Origin of the sequence: Microbacterium sp. MYb64, from assembly GCF_002979495.1 — a bacterium.
Lineage (GTDB): Bacteria > Actinomycetota > Actinomycetes > Actinomycetales > Microbacteriaceae > Microbacterium > Microbacterium azadirachtae_A.
Window position 1 is genome coordinate 44,172 of the sequence record NZ_PCOW01000012.1, and the last position, 19,320, is coordinate 63,491.

20 protein-coding genes are annotated in these 19,320 nt (G+C 71.6%); 4 read left to right on the forward strand and 16 right to left on the reverse strand.

The annotated features are described in order from the left end of the window. The first annotated feature begins 170 nt into the window (after positions 1 to 170). Positions 171 to 1,298, forward strand: coding sequence for a hypothetical protein (locus CQ044_RS11915; protein ID WP_105688666.1), 1,128 nt, complete (start codon positions 171 to 173; stop codon positions 1,296 to 1,298). A gap of 34 nt (positions 1,299 to 1,332) precedes the next feature. On the opposite strand, the gene hemB is transcribed toward CQ044_RS11915, so the two are convergent. From hemB to hemE, 9 genes are all read right to left on the reverse strand, one after another. After that, positions 1,333 to 2,337 carry a porphobilinogen synthase gene (hemB, locus tag CQ044_RS11920; RefSeq protein WP_181158298.1) on the reverse strand — a complete coding sequence of 335 codons (1,005 nt, stop codon included), beginning with the start codon at positions 2,335 to 2,337 and terminating at the stop codon, positions 1,333 to 1,335. After that, positions 2,334 to 3,128: a uroporphyrinogen-III synthase gene (locus CQ044_RS11925; protein ID WP_374954858.1), complete on the reverse strand. Its 795-nt coding sequence runs from the start codon at positions 3,126 to 3,128 to the stop codon at positions 2,334 to 2,336. Before CQ044_RS11925 ends, hemB begins: the two co-directional genes overlap by 4 nt. A gap of 11 nt (positions 3,129 to 3,139) precedes the next feature. Next, positions 3,140 to 4,171, reverse strand: coding sequence for a hydroxymethylbilane synthase (gene hemC, locus CQ044_RS11930; RefSeq protein ID WP_181158299.1), 1,032 nt, complete (start codon positions 4,169 to 4,171; stop codon positions 3,140 to 3,142). Further along, the gene (gene hemQ / locus CQ044_RS11935) at positions 4,168 to 4,872 is read right to left on the reverse strand and encodes a hydrogen peroxide-dependent heme synthase (RefSeq protein WP_045271146.1); all 705 of its coding nucleotides are present in this window, start codon (positions 4,870 to 4,872) and stop codon (positions 4,168 to 4,170) included. The genes hemC and hemQ overlap by 4 nt, the downstream gene beginning before the upstream one ends. Before the next feature lie 228 nt (positions 4,873 to 5,100). Beyond that, positions 5,101 to 5,376: a hypothetical protein gene (locus CQ044_RS11940; RefSeq protein WP_045271147.1), complete on the reverse strand. Its 276-nt coding sequence runs from the start codon at positions 5,374 to 5,376 to the stop codon at positions 5,101 to 5,103. Beyond that, positions 5,366 to 5,770: a phage holin family protein gene (locus tag CQ044_RS11945; protein ID WP_045271148.1), complete on the reverse strand. Its 405-nt coding sequence runs from the start codon at positions 5,768 to 5,770 to the stop codon at positions 5,366 to 5,368. The genes CQ044_RS11940 and CQ044_RS11945 overlap by 11 nt, the downstream gene beginning before the upstream one ends. A 1-nt stretch (position 5,771) precedes the next feature. Further along, the gene (locus CQ044_RS11950) at positions 5,772 to 6,194 is read right to left on the reverse strand and encodes a hypothetical protein (RefSeq protein ID WP_105688668.1); all 423 of its coding nucleotides are present in this window, start codon (positions 6,192 to 6,194) and stop codon (positions 5,772 to 5,774) included. A gap of 108 nt (positions 6,195 to 6,302) precedes the next feature. Next, complete coding sequence (locus CQ044_RS11955) at positions 6,303 to 7,853, reverse strand: NAD(P)/FAD-dependent oxidoreductase (RefSeq protein WP_105688669.1); 1,551 nt, start codon at positions 7,851 to 7,853, stop codon at positions 6,303 to 6,305. Next, positions 7,850 to 8,908 carry a uroporphyrinogen decarboxylase gene (gene hemE, locus CQ044_RS11960; protein ID WP_045271151.1) on the reverse strand — a complete coding sequence of 353 codons (1,059 nt, stop codon included), beginning with the start codon at positions 8,906 to 8,908 and terminating at the stop codon, positions 7,850 to 7,852. Before hemE ends, CQ044_RS11955 begins: the two co-directional genes overlap by 4 nt. Before the next feature lie 439 nt (positions 8,909 to 9,347). On the opposite strand from hemE, the gene CQ044_RS11965 reads away from it, so the two are divergent. Then, positions 9,348 to 10,682 carry a glutamyl-tRNA reductase gene (locus tag CQ044_RS11965; RefSeq protein WP_105688670.1) on the forward strand — a complete coding sequence of 445 codons (1,335 nt, stop codon included), beginning with the start codon at positions 9,348 to 9,350 and terminating at the stop codon, positions 10,680 to 10,682. A 29-nt stretch (positions 10,683 to 10,711) separates the two neighbouring features. Next, complete coding sequence (gene arr, locus CQ044_RS11970; protein WP_105688671.1) at positions 10,712 to 11,122, forward strand: NAD(+)--rifampin ADP-ribosyltransferase; 411 nt, start codon at positions 10,712 to 10,714, stop codon at positions 11,120 to 11,122. On the opposite strand, the gene CQ044_RS11975 is transcribed toward arr, so the two are convergent. Then, positions 11,119 to 11,991, reverse strand: a complete 873-nt coding sequence (locus tag CQ044_RS11975) for a metalloregulator ArsR/SmtB family transcription factor (RefSeq protein ID WP_105688672.1) — start codon at positions 11,989 to 11,991, stop codon at positions 11,119 to 11,121. The two genes, arr and CQ044_RS11975, sit on opposite strands and share 4 nt — an antisense overlap. Then, entirely contained in the window at positions 11,988 to 12,458 is a 471-nt protein-coding gene (locus CQ044_RS11980) for an SRPBCC domain-containing protein (protein ID WP_105688673.1), read from the reverse strand. Before CQ044_RS11980 ends, CQ044_RS11975 begins: the two co-directional genes overlap by 4 nt. Positions 12,459 to 12,537: 79 nt before the next feature. On the opposite strand from CQ044_RS11980, the gene CQ044_RS11985 reads away from it, so the two are divergent. Further along, the gene (locus CQ044_RS11985; RefSeq protein WP_045271155.1) at positions 12,538 to 13,104 is read left to right on the forward strand and encodes an HhH-GPD-type base excision DNA repair protein; all 567 of its coding nucleotides are present in this window, start codon (positions 12,538 to 12,540) and stop codon (positions 13,102 to 13,104) included. 92 nt (positions 13,105 to 13,196) lie between these two features. Here CQ044_RS11985 and CQ044_RS11990 read toward each other — a convergent pair whose 3' ends face one another. From CQ044_RS11990 to CQ044_RS12010, 5 genes are all read right to left on the reverse strand, one after another. Beyond that, positions 13,197 to 14,486: an alpha-L-fucosidase gene (locus CQ044_RS11990; protein ID WP_258133284.1), complete on the reverse strand. Its 1,290-nt coding sequence runs from the start codon at positions 14,484 to 14,486 to the stop codon at positions 13,197 to 13,199. A gap of 112 nt (positions 14,487 to 14,598) precedes the next feature. Next, positions 14,599 to 15,861 (reverse strand): endo-beta-N-acetylglucosaminidase, encoded by a 1,263-nt coding sequence (locus CQ044_RS11995; protein ID WP_181158300.1) that lies wholly within the window; start codon positions 15,859 to 15,861, stop codon positions 14,599 to 14,601. Continuing rightward, positions 15,858 to 17,369 carry a family 20 glycosylhydrolase gene (locus CQ044_RS12000; protein ID WP_105688675.1) on the reverse strand — a complete coding sequence of 504 codons (1,512 nt, stop codon included), beginning with the start codon at positions 17,367 to 17,369 and terminating at the stop codon, positions 15,858 to 15,860. Before CQ044_RS12000 ends, CQ044_RS11995 begins: the two co-directional genes overlap by 4 nt. Next, complete coding sequence (locus CQ044_RS12005; RefSeq protein WP_105688676.1) at positions 17,366 to 18,346, reverse strand: carbohydrate ABC transporter permease; 981 nt, start codon at positions 18,344 to 18,346, stop codon at positions 17,366 to 17,368. Before CQ044_RS12005 ends, CQ044_RS12000 begins: the two co-directional genes overlap by 4 nt. Further along, positions 18,343 to 19,314, reverse strand: coding sequence for a carbohydrate ABC transporter permease (locus CQ044_RS12010; protein WP_105688677.1), 972 nt, complete (start codon positions 19,312 to 19,314; stop codon positions 18,343 to 18,345). Before CQ044_RS12010 ends, CQ044_RS12005 begins: the two co-directional genes overlap by 4 nt. Positions 19,315 to 19,320 lie beyond the last annotated feature (6 nt).

Below are 19,320 nucleotides of genomic sequence, written 5' to 3' on the forward strand. Positions count from 1 at the left end.
ATCCATTCTCCCGGAGGATCCTGTGCCGCTCTCCCGAGCGAACCTCATCGCTTCGAAGGCCGCAGACGGCTCCCTCAGAGAGCCATCGACGCGTTTCGCGTGCTGCAGATCGGCCGGAGCGGCTCAGGGTCTGACGCCGATCGTTCAGGGTGCGCGGCTAGCGTGACGGGATGCAGCAGCATCCGCCGGAGCTCCGGCACCGCACGTCCGCCCTGCGGCGGGCCACCTGGCGGATCTGGCCGTGGCTGACCTGGCTCCTGCCGATCGGCGTGGCCCTGTTCTGCCTGTGGCGTGTGGCCACTGCTCATGGCGAGCTTGCCTTCGGCATCGTGCTGACCTCGCCGCTGACCATCCTCATGGCAGGCGTCCTTGGATCGCTGCCGCGCTTGATTCACCCTCGCGCGGGCGTGCGAGCGACGCCGGCGCGGCAGGTGCCGGTGCTGATCCTGCTGTGGTGGAGCTGGGTGGCGTTCGTGATCGCCATGCCGGATCGCACGATCGCATCAGCCCCCTCCGAGTCGGTGCCGGTGCCGTCGCTGCTGCAGCAGCTGGCCGGCGGTCCCGCGGGCGGAGTGTTCACGAGCTGGGTCTTCGTCGCGGCGATCGTCTGCGGGATCGCGGCCTGGATACTGCTGCTCATGCCGGCATCCGACCGCGTGGCGATCCGCCATGCCCGGCGGTGGGAGCGCCTCGGGTGGGCCGGCTTCGGACTGGCGCCGCTGCTGCTCGCGACCGCCGGAGGGATCGGTGTCACGATCGGGCAGATGCAGGGAGACGCTGCCGGCGAAGTGCGCGCGCAGGCGACGGCCCGCACGGCCGAGAAGCAGATCGCGCTCGCGGAGCAGCGCTACGACGCGGTGCAGCGGGTGGTCTCCGATCTGCGCGCCGCCGTGGCACCGCAGGGGTGGGAAGCGCAAGAGGCGTGCGCGGAGTCTCTGAACGACGACGGGCTCGGGTGGGACGCGTACCGGCTGCGCATCGCATTCCGCCATGCGGCAAGCCTGGAGCTCGACCACGACGCGCTGACGAAGGCGCTCACGAATGCCGGCTGGACGGTCACCCTGGATCAGGAGGCGCCGATGGCGATCTCAGCCAGCGGGCCGCAGGGCGCGGAGCTGAGGTTCACGACGGACGGCGACGCGCCGTTCCAGATCACCGCGACGGCCGGGTCCTGGTGGCAGTCGGCGGATCAGCCGGTGTCGGACGCACGCTGCGGCGCGCACGGTGGAGCCGGAGTCGGCTACAGCGGCAGCACCGGCGGCGGTGCGGACGCGAGCTGGTGGCCGCCGCTGCGATGATGCGTGCGCTGGTCATCCCGGCCAGGAAAGGCCTTCAGTCGCGGGCGAGCCAGCGGGCGGCCTCGGTCGCCCAGTACGTCAGCACGGTGTCGGCGCCGGCACGACGAATCGACAGCAGGGACTCCAGGATCGTGCGCTCTCGATCGAGCCAGCCGTTCTGCGCGGCGGCCTCGATCATCGCGTACTCGCCCGACACCTGATAGGCCCACACGGGCACCCGCACGGCGTCGCGCACTTCGCGCATCACGTCGAGGAACGCCATCGCAGGCTTCACCATGACGACGTCAGCGCCCTCGGCCTCGTCCAGGAGCGCCTCGCGCACGCCCTCGCGCCTGTTGCCCGGGTCGAGCTGGTACGTGCGCCGGTCGCCCTGCAACTGGGAGTCGACGGCCTCACGGAACGGGCCGTAGAACGCGCTCGCGTACTTCGCCGCGTAGCCGAGCAGCAGCACGTCCTGGAAGCCCTCCGCGTCGAGCGCATGGCGCACCGCGGCGACCTGGCCGTCCATCATTCCGCTCAGGCCCAGCAGCTGCGACCCGGCGCGCGCCTGCGCGAGCGCCATGGCGACGTACCGCTCCAGGGTCGCGTCATTGTCGACGGATCCGTCCGCCGCGAGCACACCGCAGTGGCCGTGGTCGGTGAACTCGTCCAGGCACAGGTCGGTCTGCACGACGAGCGCGTCTCCGACCTCGGCGGCCAGCGCGGCGGTGGCGACGTTGAGGATCCCGTCCGGATCATCCGCACCGGACCCAACGGCGTCGCGCACGGCGGGCACGCCGAAGAGCATGATGCCGGTGACGCCGGCCTCGGCCGCCTCGACGGCGGCGCGGCGCAGGGAGTCGAGCGAGTGCTGCACGACACCGGGCATGGATCCGATCGGCACAGGATCCGTCAGCCCCTCGCGCACGAACGCCGGGAGCACCAGATGGCGCGGAAGCAGATCCGTCTCCCGTGCCAGCGAGCGCACCGCCACGGACTGCCGCAGCCGGCGCGGGCGGATGTCGGGGAAGCCGGCCGAGGCGCCGAGTCCGCCGGTCACGGGGCGAACTCGTCGGCCGCGTGCGGAAGGGTGAACTGCGAGACCGCGTCGATGAGGGCGTCGACGGTCTGCTTGTCGGCGACCACGGTGATCGGAAGACCCGCCTTCTTGGCGTCCTTCGCGGTACGAGGGCCGATCGCTGCGAGCAGCGTGGAGTCGGGGATGTCCGGGAACTGCTCGCGCACCTGCTCCGCGACGGATCCGCTCGTGACGAGGATCGCGTTGATCCGCCCGTTCTGCACGTCGCGCATGATCCGCTCCGTCACCGGCACGCCGACCGTGCGGTAGGCGACGACGCTGGACACGTCGTGGCCGGCCTTGATCAGCGACCTGGTCAGCAGCGGCTTGGCGATCTCGCTGCGAAGGGTCAGGATCCGCTTCGGCTCGGGCTCGAGCGCGATGAGCTGCCCGGCCATGCCCTCGGCGGAGTTGTCGTCCTCCGGGACGAGGTCGACGTGGTAGCCGACCGCCGCGAGCGCCGCGGCTGTGGTCTCCCCCACGGCGGCGATCTTCGTGGAGGCGGGGATCTCGGCACGATGCGCGAAGAGCACATCGACCGTGGTCGCGCTCGTGATGGTGAGCCAGTCGAACTCGCCGGCCGAGAGCTTCGCGAGGGCGTCGTCGAGAGCGGCCTGGTCGTTCGTCGGCGCGAAGTTGATCAGGGGGGCCACCACGGGCACCGCCCCCTGCGCGCGCAGGCTCGCGGCGACGCCGTCGCCCCACGGTCCTCCGCGCGGCACGAGCACGCGCCAACCGGTCAACGGCTTGGCCTCTTGCTTCGATTCAGTCATCATCATCGGATTCAGGGGCGCGGAAGGAGGTCAGCCGCCCCACGTTCGAGCAGCCGATGGGCAACAGACAACCCGATCGCGCGTGATGCGCTGATCGGGTCTGCACCATCGGCAGAGTCCGCACCGTTGCCACTGCCGTTGGGATGAATATACTCCTCGCCCGACGCGCCCGCCTTCACGGAGTCTGGATGCAGCGGCTCCGTGACGTCGATCCCGATCCGCCAGCCGTCGCGCGGGGCGTAGACCACGGCCCGCACGCGCAGGTCCCCGTCGATGATCTCGGCGTGCGCGGCCATCGGCGCCTGACAGCCGGAGTCGAGGCCCTCCAGCACCGCCCGCTCGGCCGTGACGGCGATGCGGGTGGCCTCGTCGTCGAGGGCGGCGAGCGCGGCGAGCAGCTCCGCCGGGGCGTCGGCCGTCGTCTCCACGGCGAGCGCACCCTGGCCGGGTGCGGTCGGCCACTCGGCGAGTCCGAGCGGCTCCGCCTTCAGCTCTCCGAGCGGGTCGCCGTCGAGCCTGCTGAGGCCCGCGGCGGCGAGGATCACGGCGTCGAGCTCGCCCGACGCGACGCGCTGCAGCCGGGAGTCGACGTTGCCGCGCAGATCCGCCGTGTGCAGGCGCGGGTTGCGGACGTGCACCTGCGCGATGCGGCGAGGGGATCCCGTGCCGATCGCGGATCCGGTCTTCAGCTCATGCAGCGGCGTGCCGTCGCGGGTGACGGCCACGTCGCGGGCGTCGGCGCGCGCCGGGATCGCGGCGATGACCAGGTCGTCCGGCACCTGCGTGGGCAGGTCCTTCAGGGAGTGCACGAGGATGTCGCACTCGCCCCGCCGCAGCGCATCGCGGAGCGCCGTGGCGAACACGCCCTGCCCGCCGATCTCGCTGAGCGAGGCGCGGTTGGTGTCGCCCTCGCTCGTGATCGGGACGAGCTCGACCCGGCGTCCCGAAGCCGCCTCGAGCGCCTTCGCCACATGGCCGGACTGCGCCTGGGCCAGAGCGCTGCGGCGGGTGCCGAGGCGGATGACGTCGCCGGCAGCGGTCACTGCAGGACCTCTGGGATCTCCTCGAGGCGCAGGCGGCGCCCGGTGTAGAAGGGCACCTCCTCCTTCACATAGCGGCGCGCGTCGGTGTAGCGGAGGTCGCGCATGAGGTCCACGAGCTCAGTCGGGTCGTCCGCCTCGAGCGGCAGCAGCCATTCGTAGTCGCCCAGCGCGAAGGCGGCGACGGTGTTGGCGATGACCCCGCGGAACGCGGCGCCCTTGCGGCCGTGCTCGGCGAGCATGCGGCGGCGCTCGTCCTCCTCGATCAGGTACCACTCCGGCGTGCGCACGAACGGGTACAGGCAGAGCCAGTCCTTCGCATCGACGCCGCGCAGGAAGCCGGGCACGTGCGCGCGGTTGAACTCCGCGTCGCGGTGCACGCCCATCACGTTCCAGGTCGGCAGCAGGGTGCGCAGGAGCTCGGTGCGGCGCAGGCGTCGCAGGGCCTTCTGCAGCTCCTCGGGGCTGGGGCCGTGCAGCCACACCATGAGGTCGGCGTCGGCCTTGAGTCCGGACACGTCGTAGAAGCCGCGGATGGAGATCCCCCCGTCCTCGATGAGTCGGACGATGTCCTCCAGCTCGGTCGCGTCGGACTCGACCACGGGAGCGGAGGGGTCGCGGCGCCACACGGCCCACAGGGTGAAACCCTGGGGCGAGGCGTCGGAGTCGGCGGCGAGCACGGGCGTTTCTGCAGCTTCAGCCATGGATCCAGTCTGCCCCCTCCGGCTATGAGGTGCAGACCGCGAGACCGATCCGGGGCTCGCGACGCCCGGATCCGCCGTCACCTCGCTCACCCCCGGATGGCCGCGAGACTCCAACTGGGCGACGAGACTGCGCATCAGGCACGCAGTCTCGTCGCGGAGTTGGAGTCTCGCGGTCAGGTAGGGGCGGGGGTCAGCGCGAGCTGCGGGGGTCAGCGCGAGCTGCGGGGGTCAGCGCGAGATGCTGCGGGCGACCGCCCAGACGACGCCGCCGACGACCGCCGCGACGCCGACGACCGCCGCGATGGCACCGACCGGGTTGCGGCGCACGAACGAGCGCAGCTTGACCTTGCCTTCGACGGTCGCCTTCTCGAGGCGGCGGGGCACGTTGCCCTTCTCCTCGATCGCGAGCAGCGCCGCCTTCAGCTCGGCACGGGCCGAGGCGACGGGATCGACGATCCCGTTCGGCACCGCCGTGCGCGGGATGTTCACCGGGTCAACGGCCATCGCCGGCCTCCTTCACGATGCGGATGTCGGTGGCCACGGCCTGCGCGGGGTTCTCCCGGCGCAGGACCTTGCGGAACTTCAGGATCCCGAGCAGCGCGAACACGAGCACCGCGAGCAGCAGGATCCCGAAGGTGATGATCGCGGAGAGCCACACCGGGAACCATGACGAGAGCCCGGCGATCGCGAACACGAGCACGACCGGCACGGTCCAGAACAGGAAGAACAGCGCGACCAGGAACCAGACGCTGCCGATGCCTGCGTCCTTCGCGGTCCGTGAGATCCAGGTCTTGGCCGCGTCGATCTCGGCCTTGACGAGGGTGCTGACGAGGTCGGGGAGGTCGCCGAGCAGCGTCAGCAGGCTGTCGTCGGCGCGATCCCGGAAATTGCCGGCCATGTCAGGCGCCTGCGGAAGGCTTCTTCGGCGCGCTCTTCGCGCCGGACGCCGTGCGGGGCTTCGTCTTGCCCTCGGCGGCCGCGACGGTCGCCTCCGCCGCCGCGACGGTCTCCTCCGCGGCCTGCTTGACCTCGGCCGCGACGGTCTTGCCGCTCGCGAGGGTGGAGTCCACGCGCTGGCCCGGCGTGCCGTCGGACGTGGCGGCCTTGACGATCTTCACCGCACCGGTCCACAGCGCCTGAGGCACGGCGGCAGCCTGGGTCTTCGCGAAGTCCTGCACCTTGTGCACCTGCGCCTGCACCGGATCGAGGTGCCAGACCTTGAGCCACTGCTTCTTGATCTGCTCGTAGCGCTCGCGCCCTGCACGGGTGCCCAGCACGTATCCGACGCCGAGTCCGACGACGAGTCCGATCTTCCCCTTCATGGGGTCTCCTCACGATTGCGGTCTCTGCGGACCTCCAGCGTAACCCTGTATGCCGATTTCGGCATCTATCGGCCGGAGGACCGCGGAACGACGGCGATGTCCGAGTCGTCAGCCCCAGAGAAGGGCGTGCCGGATGCGCTCCGCCTCGGCCTTCGCGTGCGGGACGACCTGCGCGAGCCCCGTGCCGCTCAGCCACGCCCCGGTCGCGGCGACGCCAGGCACGGCCGCGACGGCAGCGGCTGCGGCCGTACGCCGCTCTGCCGCGCCGAGCACCGCGGAGGGCTGCGCCTGCACGAACCGCGCCCGGTGGCTGCCACGCAGCTGTGCGGGGCTCAGAGCGACGCCGAGGAGCGCCGAGGCCTCGGTCAGTGCGAGTGCTCCCGCCGCTTCGTCGTCGAGGGCGCCAGTCGCCGGATCCTCCCCCGCCGAGCCGAAGGACACCCGCACGACGTGCCGGGATCCGGCCCGCTCGCGCAGCCAGGCCCACTTCGCGCTGCTGTGCGTGAGGGCCTTCGCGGTGTGGGAACCGGGCACCGTGAGCACGCCGGATCCCCGAGGGGCGGCGTCGAGCTCGGGGGCGTCCAGGACGAGAGTCACGATCTCGATGCGCGGGGAGGAACCGGCCACGACTGCGGCGAGCTCCGGCACATGCGGAGCGAGCAGCCGCCGCGCCGTCGCCTCATCGGCGGCGACGATCACGGCGTCGAAGCGGAGCGGGGCGTCGGAGGGGTCGGCGTCGCCGCCCTCGATCCCGTCGGGCGCCGTCTCGGACTCAGCAGCCGCCGGATCCGGATCCGCGACCCGGACGGTCCAGCCGTCGTCGTCGCGCGAGAGCCCCTCGACCGGAGCGCCGGTGCGCACCTCGGATCCGAGCAGCTCGATGCGGGCGATCAGGGCGTCGACCAAACCGGACATGCCGCCGGCGAGGCCCTGCACCGCCGCACCGGGGGCGCGCCCGGACCCGCCGGTGATCTCGGCGACCGCGCCGGAGAGCGACCCGGCGCGGGTCAGGGCCGCGTTCAGGGTGGGCGCCGCGACGTCGACGTCGATGTCGTCGGGGTGCGCGGAGTACACGCCCGTGCTGACCGGGGCCACGAGGCGGTCGAGCACGCGGGCGCCCATGCGCCTGCGCACCAGACGACCCAGGCTGTGGTCGTGGCCGATCGTGAGCGGAGGCAGCAGGCGATCCAGCCAGGCGCGCCAGGTGCCGTTCCAGCCGATCACGCGGCGCACGTCCTCGGCGAACGGGTTCGCCGGGATGCCGAGCAGCCCGCCCTTCGGCAGCGGAGCCGCGCCGCCGGGGATCCCCGCGACCCAGGCTCCGCCCGGCTCCGGCGAGACGACGCGGTCGTCGAGTCCGAGGTCGGACAGGAGTGCCCGCACATGCCCGCCGCGCACGGCGAAGCTCTCGGCTCCGGCGTCGAAGGCGAGCCCGTCGGCCTCGCCCGACTGCACGGCGCCGCCGGCCCGCTCCTGCGCCTCGAACACGGTCGCGTGCGCGCCGATCGCGGCGATCGACTCGGCTGCGACGAGCCCCGCGACCCCGCCGCCGATCACGGCGACCCGCAGGTGCGCCGCCTTCGCGGCGAGCTCCGGGGTGTGCGCGGGGTCGGAGGCGCGCCCCTGTCCGGGGACGCGCCCCGGATCCGGCGTGCTCATCGCGCCGCTCCGGAGGCGACCGACTCCGCACCGACCTCATGCACGAGCTCGACGATGCGGGTGAGCACCGAGGGGTCGGTCTCGGGCGGCACGCCGTGGCCGAGGTTCAGGATGTGCGCGCGGGCGGCGGTGCCGCGGCGCAGCACGTCCCGGACGTGCGCCTCGAGCACGGGCCAGGGTGCGGTGAGCAGTGCGGGGTCGATGTTGCCCTGCACGGTCACGTCGTCGCCGAGCACCGCGACGGCCTCATCGAGCGGGAGACGCCAGTCGACGCCGACCGCATCGGCGCGACCGTCCAGGCGCATGTCCGCGAGGAACGGACCCGTGCCGACGCCGAAGTGGATGACCGGGGCGTCGATCCCGTCGACGGCGGCCGCCGAGTGCGGGGCGACGAAGGCCCGGTAGTCGGCGGGGCTGAGCGAACCCGCCCAGGAGTCGAAGAGCTGCACCGCGCTCGCCCCTGCCGCGCGCTGCGCGTCGAGGAAGGTGCGCGAGATCCGCGCGAGCCAGCCCGCGAGCCGGTTCCACGAGTCCGGATCCGTGTGCATCATCGCCCTGGCGCGCAGGTGCTCCTTCGAGGGCCCGCCCTCAACGAGGTAGGCGGCGAGCGTGAAGGGCGCTCCCGCGAAGCCGATCAGCGGGATGGTGTCGCCGAGCTCCGCGACGACGAGCCGCACCGCCTCGGCGATCTGCGTCGTGTCGAGGGAGGCCGGGTCGATCGCCGTGATCCGGTCGACGTCCGCCGCGGTGCGCACGGGCGACGCGAAGACCGGTCCGCGTCCGGGCTCGATCTCGACCTCGACGCCGGCGAGGCGCAGGGGCACCACGATGTCGCTGAAGAAGATGCCCGCGTCGACCTTGTGCCGGCGCACCGGCTGCAGGGTGATCTCCGCCGCGAGGTCGGGAGTGAGGCATGCGTCGAGCATCCGGGTGCCGACCCGCAGGTCGCGGTACTCGGGCAGCGAGCGGCCGGCCTGGCGCATGAACCACACGGGCGTGGTGTCGGGGCGGTCTCCGGCGAGGGCGCGCAGCAGCGGGGCGTCGTTGAGGGGCATGGATCCATTCTCCCCGACCTCTGCTTTGCAGCGAATGGGGATCCGTCGGGCGGCCGAATCCGTCGGGCGGCCGGTTTTGGGGCACCCTCCCCCGTTTTGGGGCGCCCCACGCCACCATTCCCTGCTGTGGCGCGCCCCAAAACGACGTGGCACGCCCCGAACCGGGGTCCTCGACCCGACGAGGCCGCGAGGACTCAGGGGTCACCCCGAGCCGGTTTTGGGGCGCCCCCTTCCGTTTTGGGGCGCCCTACGCCACGATTCCCGGCCGTGGCGCGCCCCGAAACAACGTGCCACGCCCCAAACCGAAGACGTGCCGCGCCCCAAAAACGACGAGGCGCGCCCCGAACCGGCGAGACGAACAGACCGAGACCGGCCGGATCCGTGTCGCCCTGCGACGGCGTCCAGGATCCGCAAAGGGCGCGGAGCGTAAACTCTCAGGGTGCTGCTCTGCGTCACGGCGAATCACAAGACCGCCCCCTTCGACCTCCTCGAACGACTCAGTCGCACCCCGGATGACCTGGCCGGATCCCTCTCCGAAGGATCCAAGGGCGCCGTCGTGCTCGCGACCTGCAACCGCTTCGAGGCCTATGTCGACGTCGACGGCACCGCCGACGAGAGCGACGTCGCCCGGATCCTGAGCACCGTTTCGGAGCGCAGCGGGATCCCCGCCGACACGCTCAACGCCTCCTCCGCCGTGCACTCCGGCGCCAGGGTCGTCGAGCACCTCTTCGCCGTCGCGTCCGGACTCGAGTCCGTGGTCTCCGGCGAGGGCGAGATCGCCGGCCAGGTGCGGCGCGCGCTCACCTCGGCTCGCACGCACGGCACGACCTCCCCCGAGCTGGAGCGCCTGTTCCAGCGCGCGAGCGAAGCGCAGCGCAAGGTCAAGAACGACACCGCTCTGGGGCGCGCCGGCCGGTCGCTCGTGCGCCTCGCCCTCGAGCTGGCCGACAGCCGCATCGCCGACTGGGGCGCCGCCCGCGTGCTCCTCGTCGGCACCGGCGCCTACGCCGCGGTGACCCTGGCGACGCTGCGCGAGCGCGGCGCCCACGACATCAGCGTGCACTCCCCCTCGGGGCGCGGCGCCGCATTCGCCGCGAAGCACGGCATCCGCGCGCTGCCCAAGGCCGAGTACGCCCGCGCCGCCGCGCACGCCTCGATCGTGATCACGTGCACGAGCGCCGAGCAGCCCGTGCTCGACGCCGCGCTCCTGCGCGAGGGCCGCGGGCCGGCGCTGGCCGCCCTGCCCGCCCCGGACGGCACGGCCGTCGACTGCCCGATCCCCGGCCACGGCTTCTCCGCCGGCGCGACGCCGTCGCAGCTGATCGTCGACCTGGGCATGCCGCGCAACGTGGCGCCGGACGTCGCCGAGGTCGAGGGCGTCGCCCTGCTCGACCTCGAGACGATCCGGCTGCACGCGCCGCTCGAGGAGCTGCAGGCGACCGACGCCGCCCGCTCGATCGTGCGCGCCGCCGCCGCGACGTTCCACGAGGTCGGCGCCCGCGAGAGCGTGACCCCGGCGGTCGTCGCCCTGCGCGGGCACATCTTCGGGCTGCTCGAGGCCGAGATCGACCGCGCCCGCAAGCGCGGCGACGACGGCGGACAGGTCGAGCAGGCCATGCGTCACCTCGCGGGCGTGCTGCTGCACACGCCGACCAGCCGCGCGCACGAGCTCGCCGCGCAGGGACGCGGATCCGAGTTCATCGCCGCCGTCGAGACGCTGTACGGCCTCAGCGCCGAGGTCGAGGCGCAGCAGGACGACGCCGCCACGGCCTGATTCCGTCCCGTCGCGGCTAGCCTGAGAAGGTGAGCGACGTGACAGACGAAGGACCGTTCTTCCACGGCACCAAGGCGGATCTGCAGCCCGGCGACCTCCTCACGGCGGGGTTCCGGTCGAACTACCGGCCCGAGATCGTGATGAACCACATCTACTTCACGGCGCTGCGCGACGGCGCCGGCCTCGCGGCGGAGCTCGCGGCCGGCGATGCTGCACCGCGCGTGTACGTCGTCGAGCCGGTCGGCGCGTTCGAGGACGACCCGAACGTCACCGACAAGAAGTTCCCCGGCAATCCGACCCGTTCCTACCGCAGCGCGGATCCGCTCCGCGTCGTCGCCGAGGTCGACGACTGGACCCGGCTGGCCCCTGAGGCGCTGCAGGACTGGCGCGACCGCCTGGCGTCGCTCCTCGCCGACGAGCAGGGCGAGATCATCAACTAGCGGGTCCGATCCCGGGGCTCGCCCTCAGGCGAGAGTCCGTCGTCGAACAGCAGGGTGAGCCCCTGCAGCAGCTGGGTCCACCCCTGTTCGAGCCCGGCGATGGCTTCGACAGCACCGGACCGCAGGCCGTCCGCCTCGATCCTCAGGTCGACCACCGTGGTGTCACCGGCGGCACGCAGCTCGACCGTGTGCACAGCGGCGAAGAGTGCTTCCCCGGCCTCGTCGACCGGCGCGAGCGCGAACACCAGACGCCGGCCTGGATCCACCTCGATCACGCGCCCCTCCGAACGATAGGTCGCGCCCCCCGGCTCGCCGAGTGCGAACCGGATCTGCGCCCCTGCCTCCGGCGCGATCGAGAGCTCGCGCACATCGAAGTGCGGCGGCGCCCACCACCGCGCGGCAGACGTCGGATCCGTCCACGCGCGCCATACGGCATCGATGTCCGCGCCGACTTCGGCGCGGAGGGAGAAAGCACGAGCGCCGCCGGGGGTCGCCTCCTCGTGAGCGATCGCCCGCCCGTACGCCTGCAGCGCCTGGTCGTCGCGATCGGGCTGCGCCCAGCCACCGAGCCACGTCGCGAGGGACGCGAACGCGGCCCTGTCCAGGCTGACGACCCGGCGCCGACCGAGCTTGTGGATCGTGACCAGTCCCGCCGCCTCGAGGGCCTGGAGGTGCTTCGTGGTCTGCGGCTGCAGGGCGCCGATCGCCTCTGCGACGCCTCCGACGGTGCTCGCACTCGCAGCGAGGACCTCCAGGATCCGGAACCTCGTCGGCTCCCCCATCGCCGCGAAAGCTCGCTGCGGATCGGCGGATCCGGAGACCTCGCCCGCGTGGTCCCCGGAAGCCGGTGCTCCCCCGCGGTCGCTCATTCGGCAGCGACGAGCGCGGCGAGGTTGTCGAGCTCGTTCGCCCGCCCCGCGAGCAGGCGCTGCGTCCACACGTCGTCGTGCAGGGACTCGACCCTCATGACGATGCGGGTGCCGCCGTCCACCGCGGGCTGCAGCTCGATCTCGGTGAGCTGCTCGTACTCGTCGTGGCCCGGTACGAAGTCGATGAGCGAGGAGTACCCGAGCCGCGTCGGCTCCTCGATCTCGGTGAAGCGCTTGCGCGACGCCGTGGCGAGAGGCATCCCGTTCTGCTCCATGAAGGCGACCTGCTCGGGCGCGACAGCCGTCATCGTGTACTCGAGCGCACCGCCGGGGCGGAGGTCGAGCGCGGTCACGTCGGTGCGGAAGCCGTCCGGCGCCCACCAGCGCGAGATGCCCGCCGGAGTGGTCCAGAGCTCCCAGACGCGTTGCGGGGAGGCGGAGACGTTTCGTTCGATGATCTCGGTCATGGATCCATGATGCATTCGCCTAGACGAATATGTCAAGATCCTTCTCACGTCCGCCGCGACCCGATGGGAGACTGATCCCATGGCCCTTCACATCACCGGAGACACCGCCGCCGACACCCTCCTCAGCGACAACCCGCTCGCCCTGCTCGTGGGCATGCTGCTGGACCAGCAGGTCGCGATGGAGACCGCCTTCGCCGGTCCGCTCAAGATCGAGCAGCGCACGGGCGCGACCGACGCCGCAGCGATCGCCGCCTACGATCCCGACGAGTTCCTCGCCGCGTTCAAGCAGTCACCCTCGGTGCATCGCTTCCCTGGTTCCATGGCCGCCCGCGTGCAGACCCTGTGCCAGAGGCTCGTCGAGGACTGGGACGGCGACGCCGCGAACCTCTGGACCCAGGGGGATCCCGACGGCGCCGAAGTGCTGCGCCGCCTGAAGACCCTTCCCGGGTTCGGCGAGCAGAAGGCGAAGATCTTCCTCGCGCTGCTCGGCAAGCAGTACGGCTTCACCGGCGACGGCTGGCGGGAGGCCTCGGCGCCCTACGGCGAGGACGGATCCTTCCGCTCGGTCGCCGACATCGTCTCGCCCGAGTCGCTCACCAAGGTCCGGGAGCACAAGCGCGCGATGAAGGCCGCTGCCAAAGCCTGACCGGGCACCCTTCGTCTCGCTGCGCCCGCTCAGCGACCGGGGCCGGGGCCGGGCACCCTTCGTCTCGCTGCGCTCGCTCAGGGACCGGCGGCTCACATCATGATCATGTCGGCGTCGTCGGCGCGGTAGTCCTCGGTCGACGGCACGACCGGCGCCGACTCGACGCCCGTGCGATGGCCCCGCACGGCGGCGAGCACGGGAGAGGGCCCGTCGAGCACGATCTCCAGGGACCGCACCGTGCGGGCGGGGAACGCATGCAGCCGGCGCACGCCGACGGTCCCGCCGACGCAGGCCTCCTCGCCGCCGTCGAGCACGCGATGGCCCGCGATCCGCTGTCCGTCTGCGAGCTCCTCCTCGATCTCGAGGTGATCGATCACGACATCCGTCCCGAAGTCGGCGCGCCAGCGGCCGTCGCCGAGCGCGGTGAGCTCCGCCTCGCACGGAGCGCCGAACCGCCGCACCAGCTCGGTCGAGTACTCGGCGAGCCGCGTGAGGTCCGCGGCGTCGATGAGCCCGTCCCGGTTCGGCGGGACGTTCAGCAGCAGGTTCGCGCCGAGCCCGAGCGAGCGATAGTGGATCCCGAGGAGGTGCTCCAGACTCTTCGGCTCGTCCCCGGGCTGCCAGAACCAGCCGTGCCGCAGGGACACGTCGCACTCCGGCGGCAGGTACCGCGCCCCGCCGAGGCCGAGCATCGCGTCGGTGTGCACGTCGTTCGGCGTGACGTCGACCACGTACTCCACCGGGTCGGCCGCGAGGCCGTCCTCGTTGCCGATCCACCGGATGTCGGGGTCGCCCATGTTGAAGATCACGGCACCCGGCTGATGCTCCCGCACGATGCCGGTGATCCGTTCCCAGTCGTAGACGCGGCCCGCGGATCCGGCGCCGTCGAACCACACCTCGACGAGATCGCCGTACTGCGTGCACAGCTCGGTCAGCTGCGCGCAGTAGACCTCGTCGTAGGCGGCCGGATCCGGGTAGCGCGGCTCGTGCCGGTCCCAGGGCGAGAGGTACAGCCCCAGTCCCATGCCGGCCTCGGCGCAGGCATCGGCGAGCTCGCGGACGACGTCGCCGTGGCCGTTCCGCCAGGGGCTCGCCGCGACCGAGTAGTCCGTCGTCGCGGTCGGCCAGAGGCAGAACCCGTCGTGGTGCTTCGCGGTGAGCACGACGTACGCGGCTCCCGCCGTGCGCGCGGCGGCCACCCACTGCCGCGCGTCGAGCTGCGCCGGATCGAACCCGGATGCGGGCAGGGTGCCGTCGCTCCACTCCACCCCGAAGAAGGTGTTGAGCCCGAAGTGCAGGAAGACGCCGATGCCGTCCCGCTGCCACTGCAGCTGGGCGGGCGTGGGGTGCAGCGCGGCGGTCTGCGCGGAGATGGTGGTCACAGAGTGAGAGGATATCCGGCGCATCGCGGGGCTCCATCCCTCGGACAGAGCGCGGGACCCGGCCTCCCTCCCCCTCGGGCCGGATCCCGCGCCGTTCTGGTGTCGGCGACGGTCAGTCGCCGATGAAGCGCACCTCGGTCGGGGCGGACGGGCCGGTGTGCGGCAGCTTCTGCGTGATCGCGGCCGTCTGCGGCCTGGTCAGTTTGCGGTTGAGCACGAGCGTCCAGCTGCCGTCGACCCCCGCGGTCGTGGAGGCCGCCGTCGGGATCCTTCCCGGGCCGGTGACCTTCACGCTCACCGCGGCGCCAGGGGCTCCGACGCCGCGGATCGTGATGCGATCCGGGGCGAGCGCGGCCGTGGTCGCCTTCGGCGCGACGCCCGCGGCATCGTCCTGCACCGCGGAGAGGTTCTTCATCCAGGTGAAGGAGGTCGGCGTGATGCTGTTGTCGCCCCACACCTTGCCGTCGCGGTCGACCGCGTAGGCGAAGAACCCGCCCTTGGTACCACCCTGCGGCTGCCAGGTCGCGTAGGTGTAGGCCGTGGATCCTGGCGCCGTCGCGGGGTCGTAGATCCCCTCGGCGTCGCCCCAGTGCGTGCGGTCCTGCTCCTCGGGGAAGGAGAACCCGGGCAGGAACTGGCAGGGGGCGATCTTGTCGGCGAAGGTGTTCCACGTCGACTGCATGCCCGCGGTGCCGCGGCCGTAGGCCTGCAGGAGCACGTAGGACACCTTCGAGGAGACCGCCGTGAACAGCGGAGTGCTGCCGTTCTGGTTGGTGTCGAAGATGAGGATCTTGTCCGAGCCGGAGGTCGGGCCGATGATGTCGCCGAGGGCGTTGAACACGCCGATCGCCCTGGTCAGGTTGTCACCGGTCGGGTACGACTCCACGTCGATGTCGATGCCGTCGAGGCCGTACGGGGTCACGTAGGTGTCGACGAGCTTCTGCGCGTAGTCGCGATACGCCTGGTCCGTCAGCGGGATGTCCGCCTTCGCGAGCTTGTCGATCCAGAGCGTGTACGCGACCCTGGTGCCGCGCGCATGCAGCGCGGGCACGTACTCGTCGCGCAGAGCACGCCAGTAGTCGGTGTCGGCGGTCGCGCCGGCGTCGAACACCATCGCCACGTCCACCTCGGGCGGAAGATCCGTCATGCGCGTGACATTGGGATCGGGGAGGTTCGAGTTCGCGCTCTGCGGCACCGTGACGTCGCGCCAGGTGCGGTAGTAGGCCATCGTGAGCGGCTCAGCCGAGCACTGCGACGTGTTCCCGACGGGCGCCGAGCCCGTCTCCGCGAGAGCGGACGGCGCTCCGATGATCGCGACTCCGGCGATGAGCGCGCCGAGTCCGACGGCGGCTGTCGTGCGTTTCATGCGTGTCATGCGTGCCTTCTCTCTTCTTCGAGTGGGGTGGCTTCCCCGATCGCGACGTCGAGCGCCGCGAAGTCCTCCAGCGACAGGGCGGATCCCGCGTTCCAGGACCGCTCCGCCATCGCCCGCAGCGGCCCGCGGATCCCCGCGGCGACCTCGGCCGGGGTCTGCGCCTCCGGCCGGTCCGACCACACGGCGAAGGACGCCCCGAGCAACAGCGCGGGGTAGGGCAGCGCCAGCTCCTGCCGCACGGTGCTCTGCCCGTCCGGTCCCCACAGCGCAGGGAAGAGCCCCGGGTGCCAGTCGGCCTCCCAGATGCGCTCCGCGGTCGGGTAGCGGTAGCCCGCGTTCTCGCCGAGCACGTAGTAGAACAGCGCGTCGTTGACGTTGACCAGCCGATGGCCGGCGGCGACGGCGTCCGCGACCGGACGCATCCCGGCGTTCCAGTTCGTCCACCAGGTCAGCACGATCTCGGGATCCAGGCGCTCGCTCGCGCTGCGCAGCAGGCCGTCGTTCCACGCGCGCGCCTCGAAGCCGCGCTCCCGCAGGTGCACGGCGACCCGGTTCACGAACGCGGTGAGCAGATCGAACCCTGTGGCCTGCGCGCCGTAGCGCTCCGCCGCAGCCGTCGCGAGCGCGGGGAAGTCCGCCATGCGATCGAAGTCCACGAACTCGTCGCCGCCCAGGTTCCAGCGCGTGCTGTGCGGGAACACCGGGATCATGTCGTCGATCAGGGCGAGGGCGAAGCGGACCGGATCCTCGCGGGTGATGTCGAGCGCATGATCCGTCGCCAGCCCCGGCGTCTCCGGCAGCCGCAGCTCGGGGTGCGCCGTCAGCACGTGCTGCAGGTGACCGGGCATGTCGAGAGACGGGATCAGGTCGACGTGAAGGTCGCGTGCGGTGGCGACGATGTCCGCGGCCTCGGCGCGGCTGATCCGCTCGGCCGAGACGATCTCGGGGAAGGCCGCCGACTCGAGCCGGAATCCGGGGTTCTCCGAGAAGTGCCACTGGAAGACGTTGACGCCGATGTCCGCGGCGGCGTGCAGCTGCGCGCGGATCCACTCCGCGGGATAGTGCTTGCGCCCCGCATCGAGGTGCAGGCCGCGTTCGGCGACCGCCGGCGCGGAGTGCACGATGCCCTGCGGGACGGCCCTCTGTGCGCGGAGGTTGTGCAACAGCTGCCGGGTGGCCCGGAACGCCCCGGCCGCGGAGGCGGCGGTCACCACGACATCGTGGGCCACGTCGATCGTGAACGACTCGTCGGCAGGATCCCGGGTCGCGAGCGGGCTCAGCCGCAGCCGGATCACCGGATCCGAGACGTCGGCGGCCGCCGCGATCCCGCAGGCCCGCAGCTCGGTCTCGAGGCGCTCGGCCTCCCGGCGCAGCCCCCGGCTCGCCGCGATCACCCGCACCCGCTCCGGCCTCCACATCCCGCCGGCCGGCTCGAACGCCGTGGGCTGCGGGATCGCCATCCAGCGCCCTTCGACAGGCTCAGGAACCGGGCGGCCGGAAAGGCTCATCCCTTGACGCTCCCCTCCTCGACGCCCTTGAAGAACTGCTTCTGCAGGACGGCGAAGAGGACGATGATCGGCACGAGCGCGATCATCGTGCCCGCCGCGATCACGCGCGGGTTGGATCCGAAGTTCGAGTTCAGGTAGTTCATGCCGACCGTGAGCGTGTAGTTCGCAGGATCCGAAAGCACCACGAGCGGCCAGAGGAACTCGTCCCAGGCTCCGATGAACGCGAACAGCGCGACCACGGAGACCATGCCGCGGATGTTCGGCCACACGATGTGGCGCAGGCGCTGCATCGTGTTCGCGCCGTCGATCGTCGCGGCGTCCAGGGTGTCCGCCGGGATCATCCGGCAGGCGGCGGCCATGAGCAGCACGTTGATCGCGGCGATCGCACCGGGCAGGAACACGCCCCACAGGGTGTTCGCCAGGCCCAGGGACTTGACCGTCAGGTACTGGCTCGTCAGCGTGACCTCGCCGGGCAGCAGCAGCGTGGAGAAGAAGATCGCCATGACGATCCCCTTGCCACGGAACTTCAGGCACCCCAGCGCGTAGCCGCCGAGGGTGGCGAAGATCACGTTGGTGATCACGGTGCCGACGCCGACCAGCAGCGAGTTGCGGGCGTAGTCGAGCACCGGGATGGTGCGGAAGACCTCCGCATAGTGGTCGAGCGTGGGAGCGCTCGGGATGAGGTTCGGCGGGAAGCCGTAGATGTTCTCGGCGGATCCCTTGAACGACGTGGACAGCTGCCACAGGAACGGGAACACCATGATCCCGAGGACGACGACGAGCAGCACGTACTTGCCGATCAGCCCGGCCAGGGAGGGCTTCATGATGTCGGCGGATCCGCGTGTGCGATACGCCTTCTCGCGCCGCGGCGGACGGGTGCCGCGACCGCGGCCGGCCGGATCCTGAGCCGCGTGGAGGGCGGCCGTCGCCTGCTCCTCGATCACGCCGGCGCTGCCCGGGGTCTGGAAGGAAGTCATGCCGTCACCTCTGCACGGTCCTTGGCGTCGCGGCGCTCTGCGCGCTGTTGCGCGCGCAGGTCGCGGCGCGTGCGACGACCCGCCAGGGCGTCGCGGATCATCTCGCCGTTGTTGGCGATGCCGACGATGGTCAGCGGGATGAGCGTCAGCAGGAACAGCACGATCGAGATCGCCGAGGCGTAGCCGATCTGCCCGTTCAGGCCCTTGCCCATCGACTGGATGAGCATCACCATGCTCATCGACCGGCCTCCCGGCCCACCGGATCCGGAGGAGAGGATGAACAGCTCGGTGAAGACGCGCACCGCGGCCACGCAGATGAGCACCGAGACGAGCATCATCGGACCGCGGACGCCCGGCACGGTCACCGACCAGAACCGGCGCCAGGCGCCGGCGCCGTCCATCGCGGCGGCCTCGTGCAGCTCCCGCCCGACGTTCCCGAGGGCGGCCAGGTACACGACCATGTAGTAGCCGAGGCCCTTCCACACGGTGAGGCCGATCGCGCAGAAGATGAGCAGCCAGCGGTCGGAGAGGAACTCGATCGGCCGGTCCGCCAGGCCGAAGAACGACAGCGCCGAATTGATCGTTCCGGTGCTGGAGAACAGGAACTCCCACACGATCGCGACGACCACGGCCGAGGCGATCACCGGGAAGTAGAACGTCGTGCGGAAGAACCCGATCGCCGGGATCTTCGCGCGCACCAGCAGCGCCAGCAGGAGCGGGAGGAAGGTGAGCAGCGGCACGCACACCAGCACGTACACGAGCGACGTCGTGAGCGCGTAGCCGAACCGCTCGTCGCCCGCGAGGCGGGTGAAGTTGTCCAGCCCCACGAAGGAGACGGGACGGAGGGGGCGGGCGTCCGTGAAGGCGAGCACCACCGTGTTCAGGAACGGCCACAGGGCGAAGACGAGCACCCAGACCACACCGGGAAGCACCAGCAGATACGGCGTGTACCAACGCTGTCTTCTCATCTGCTC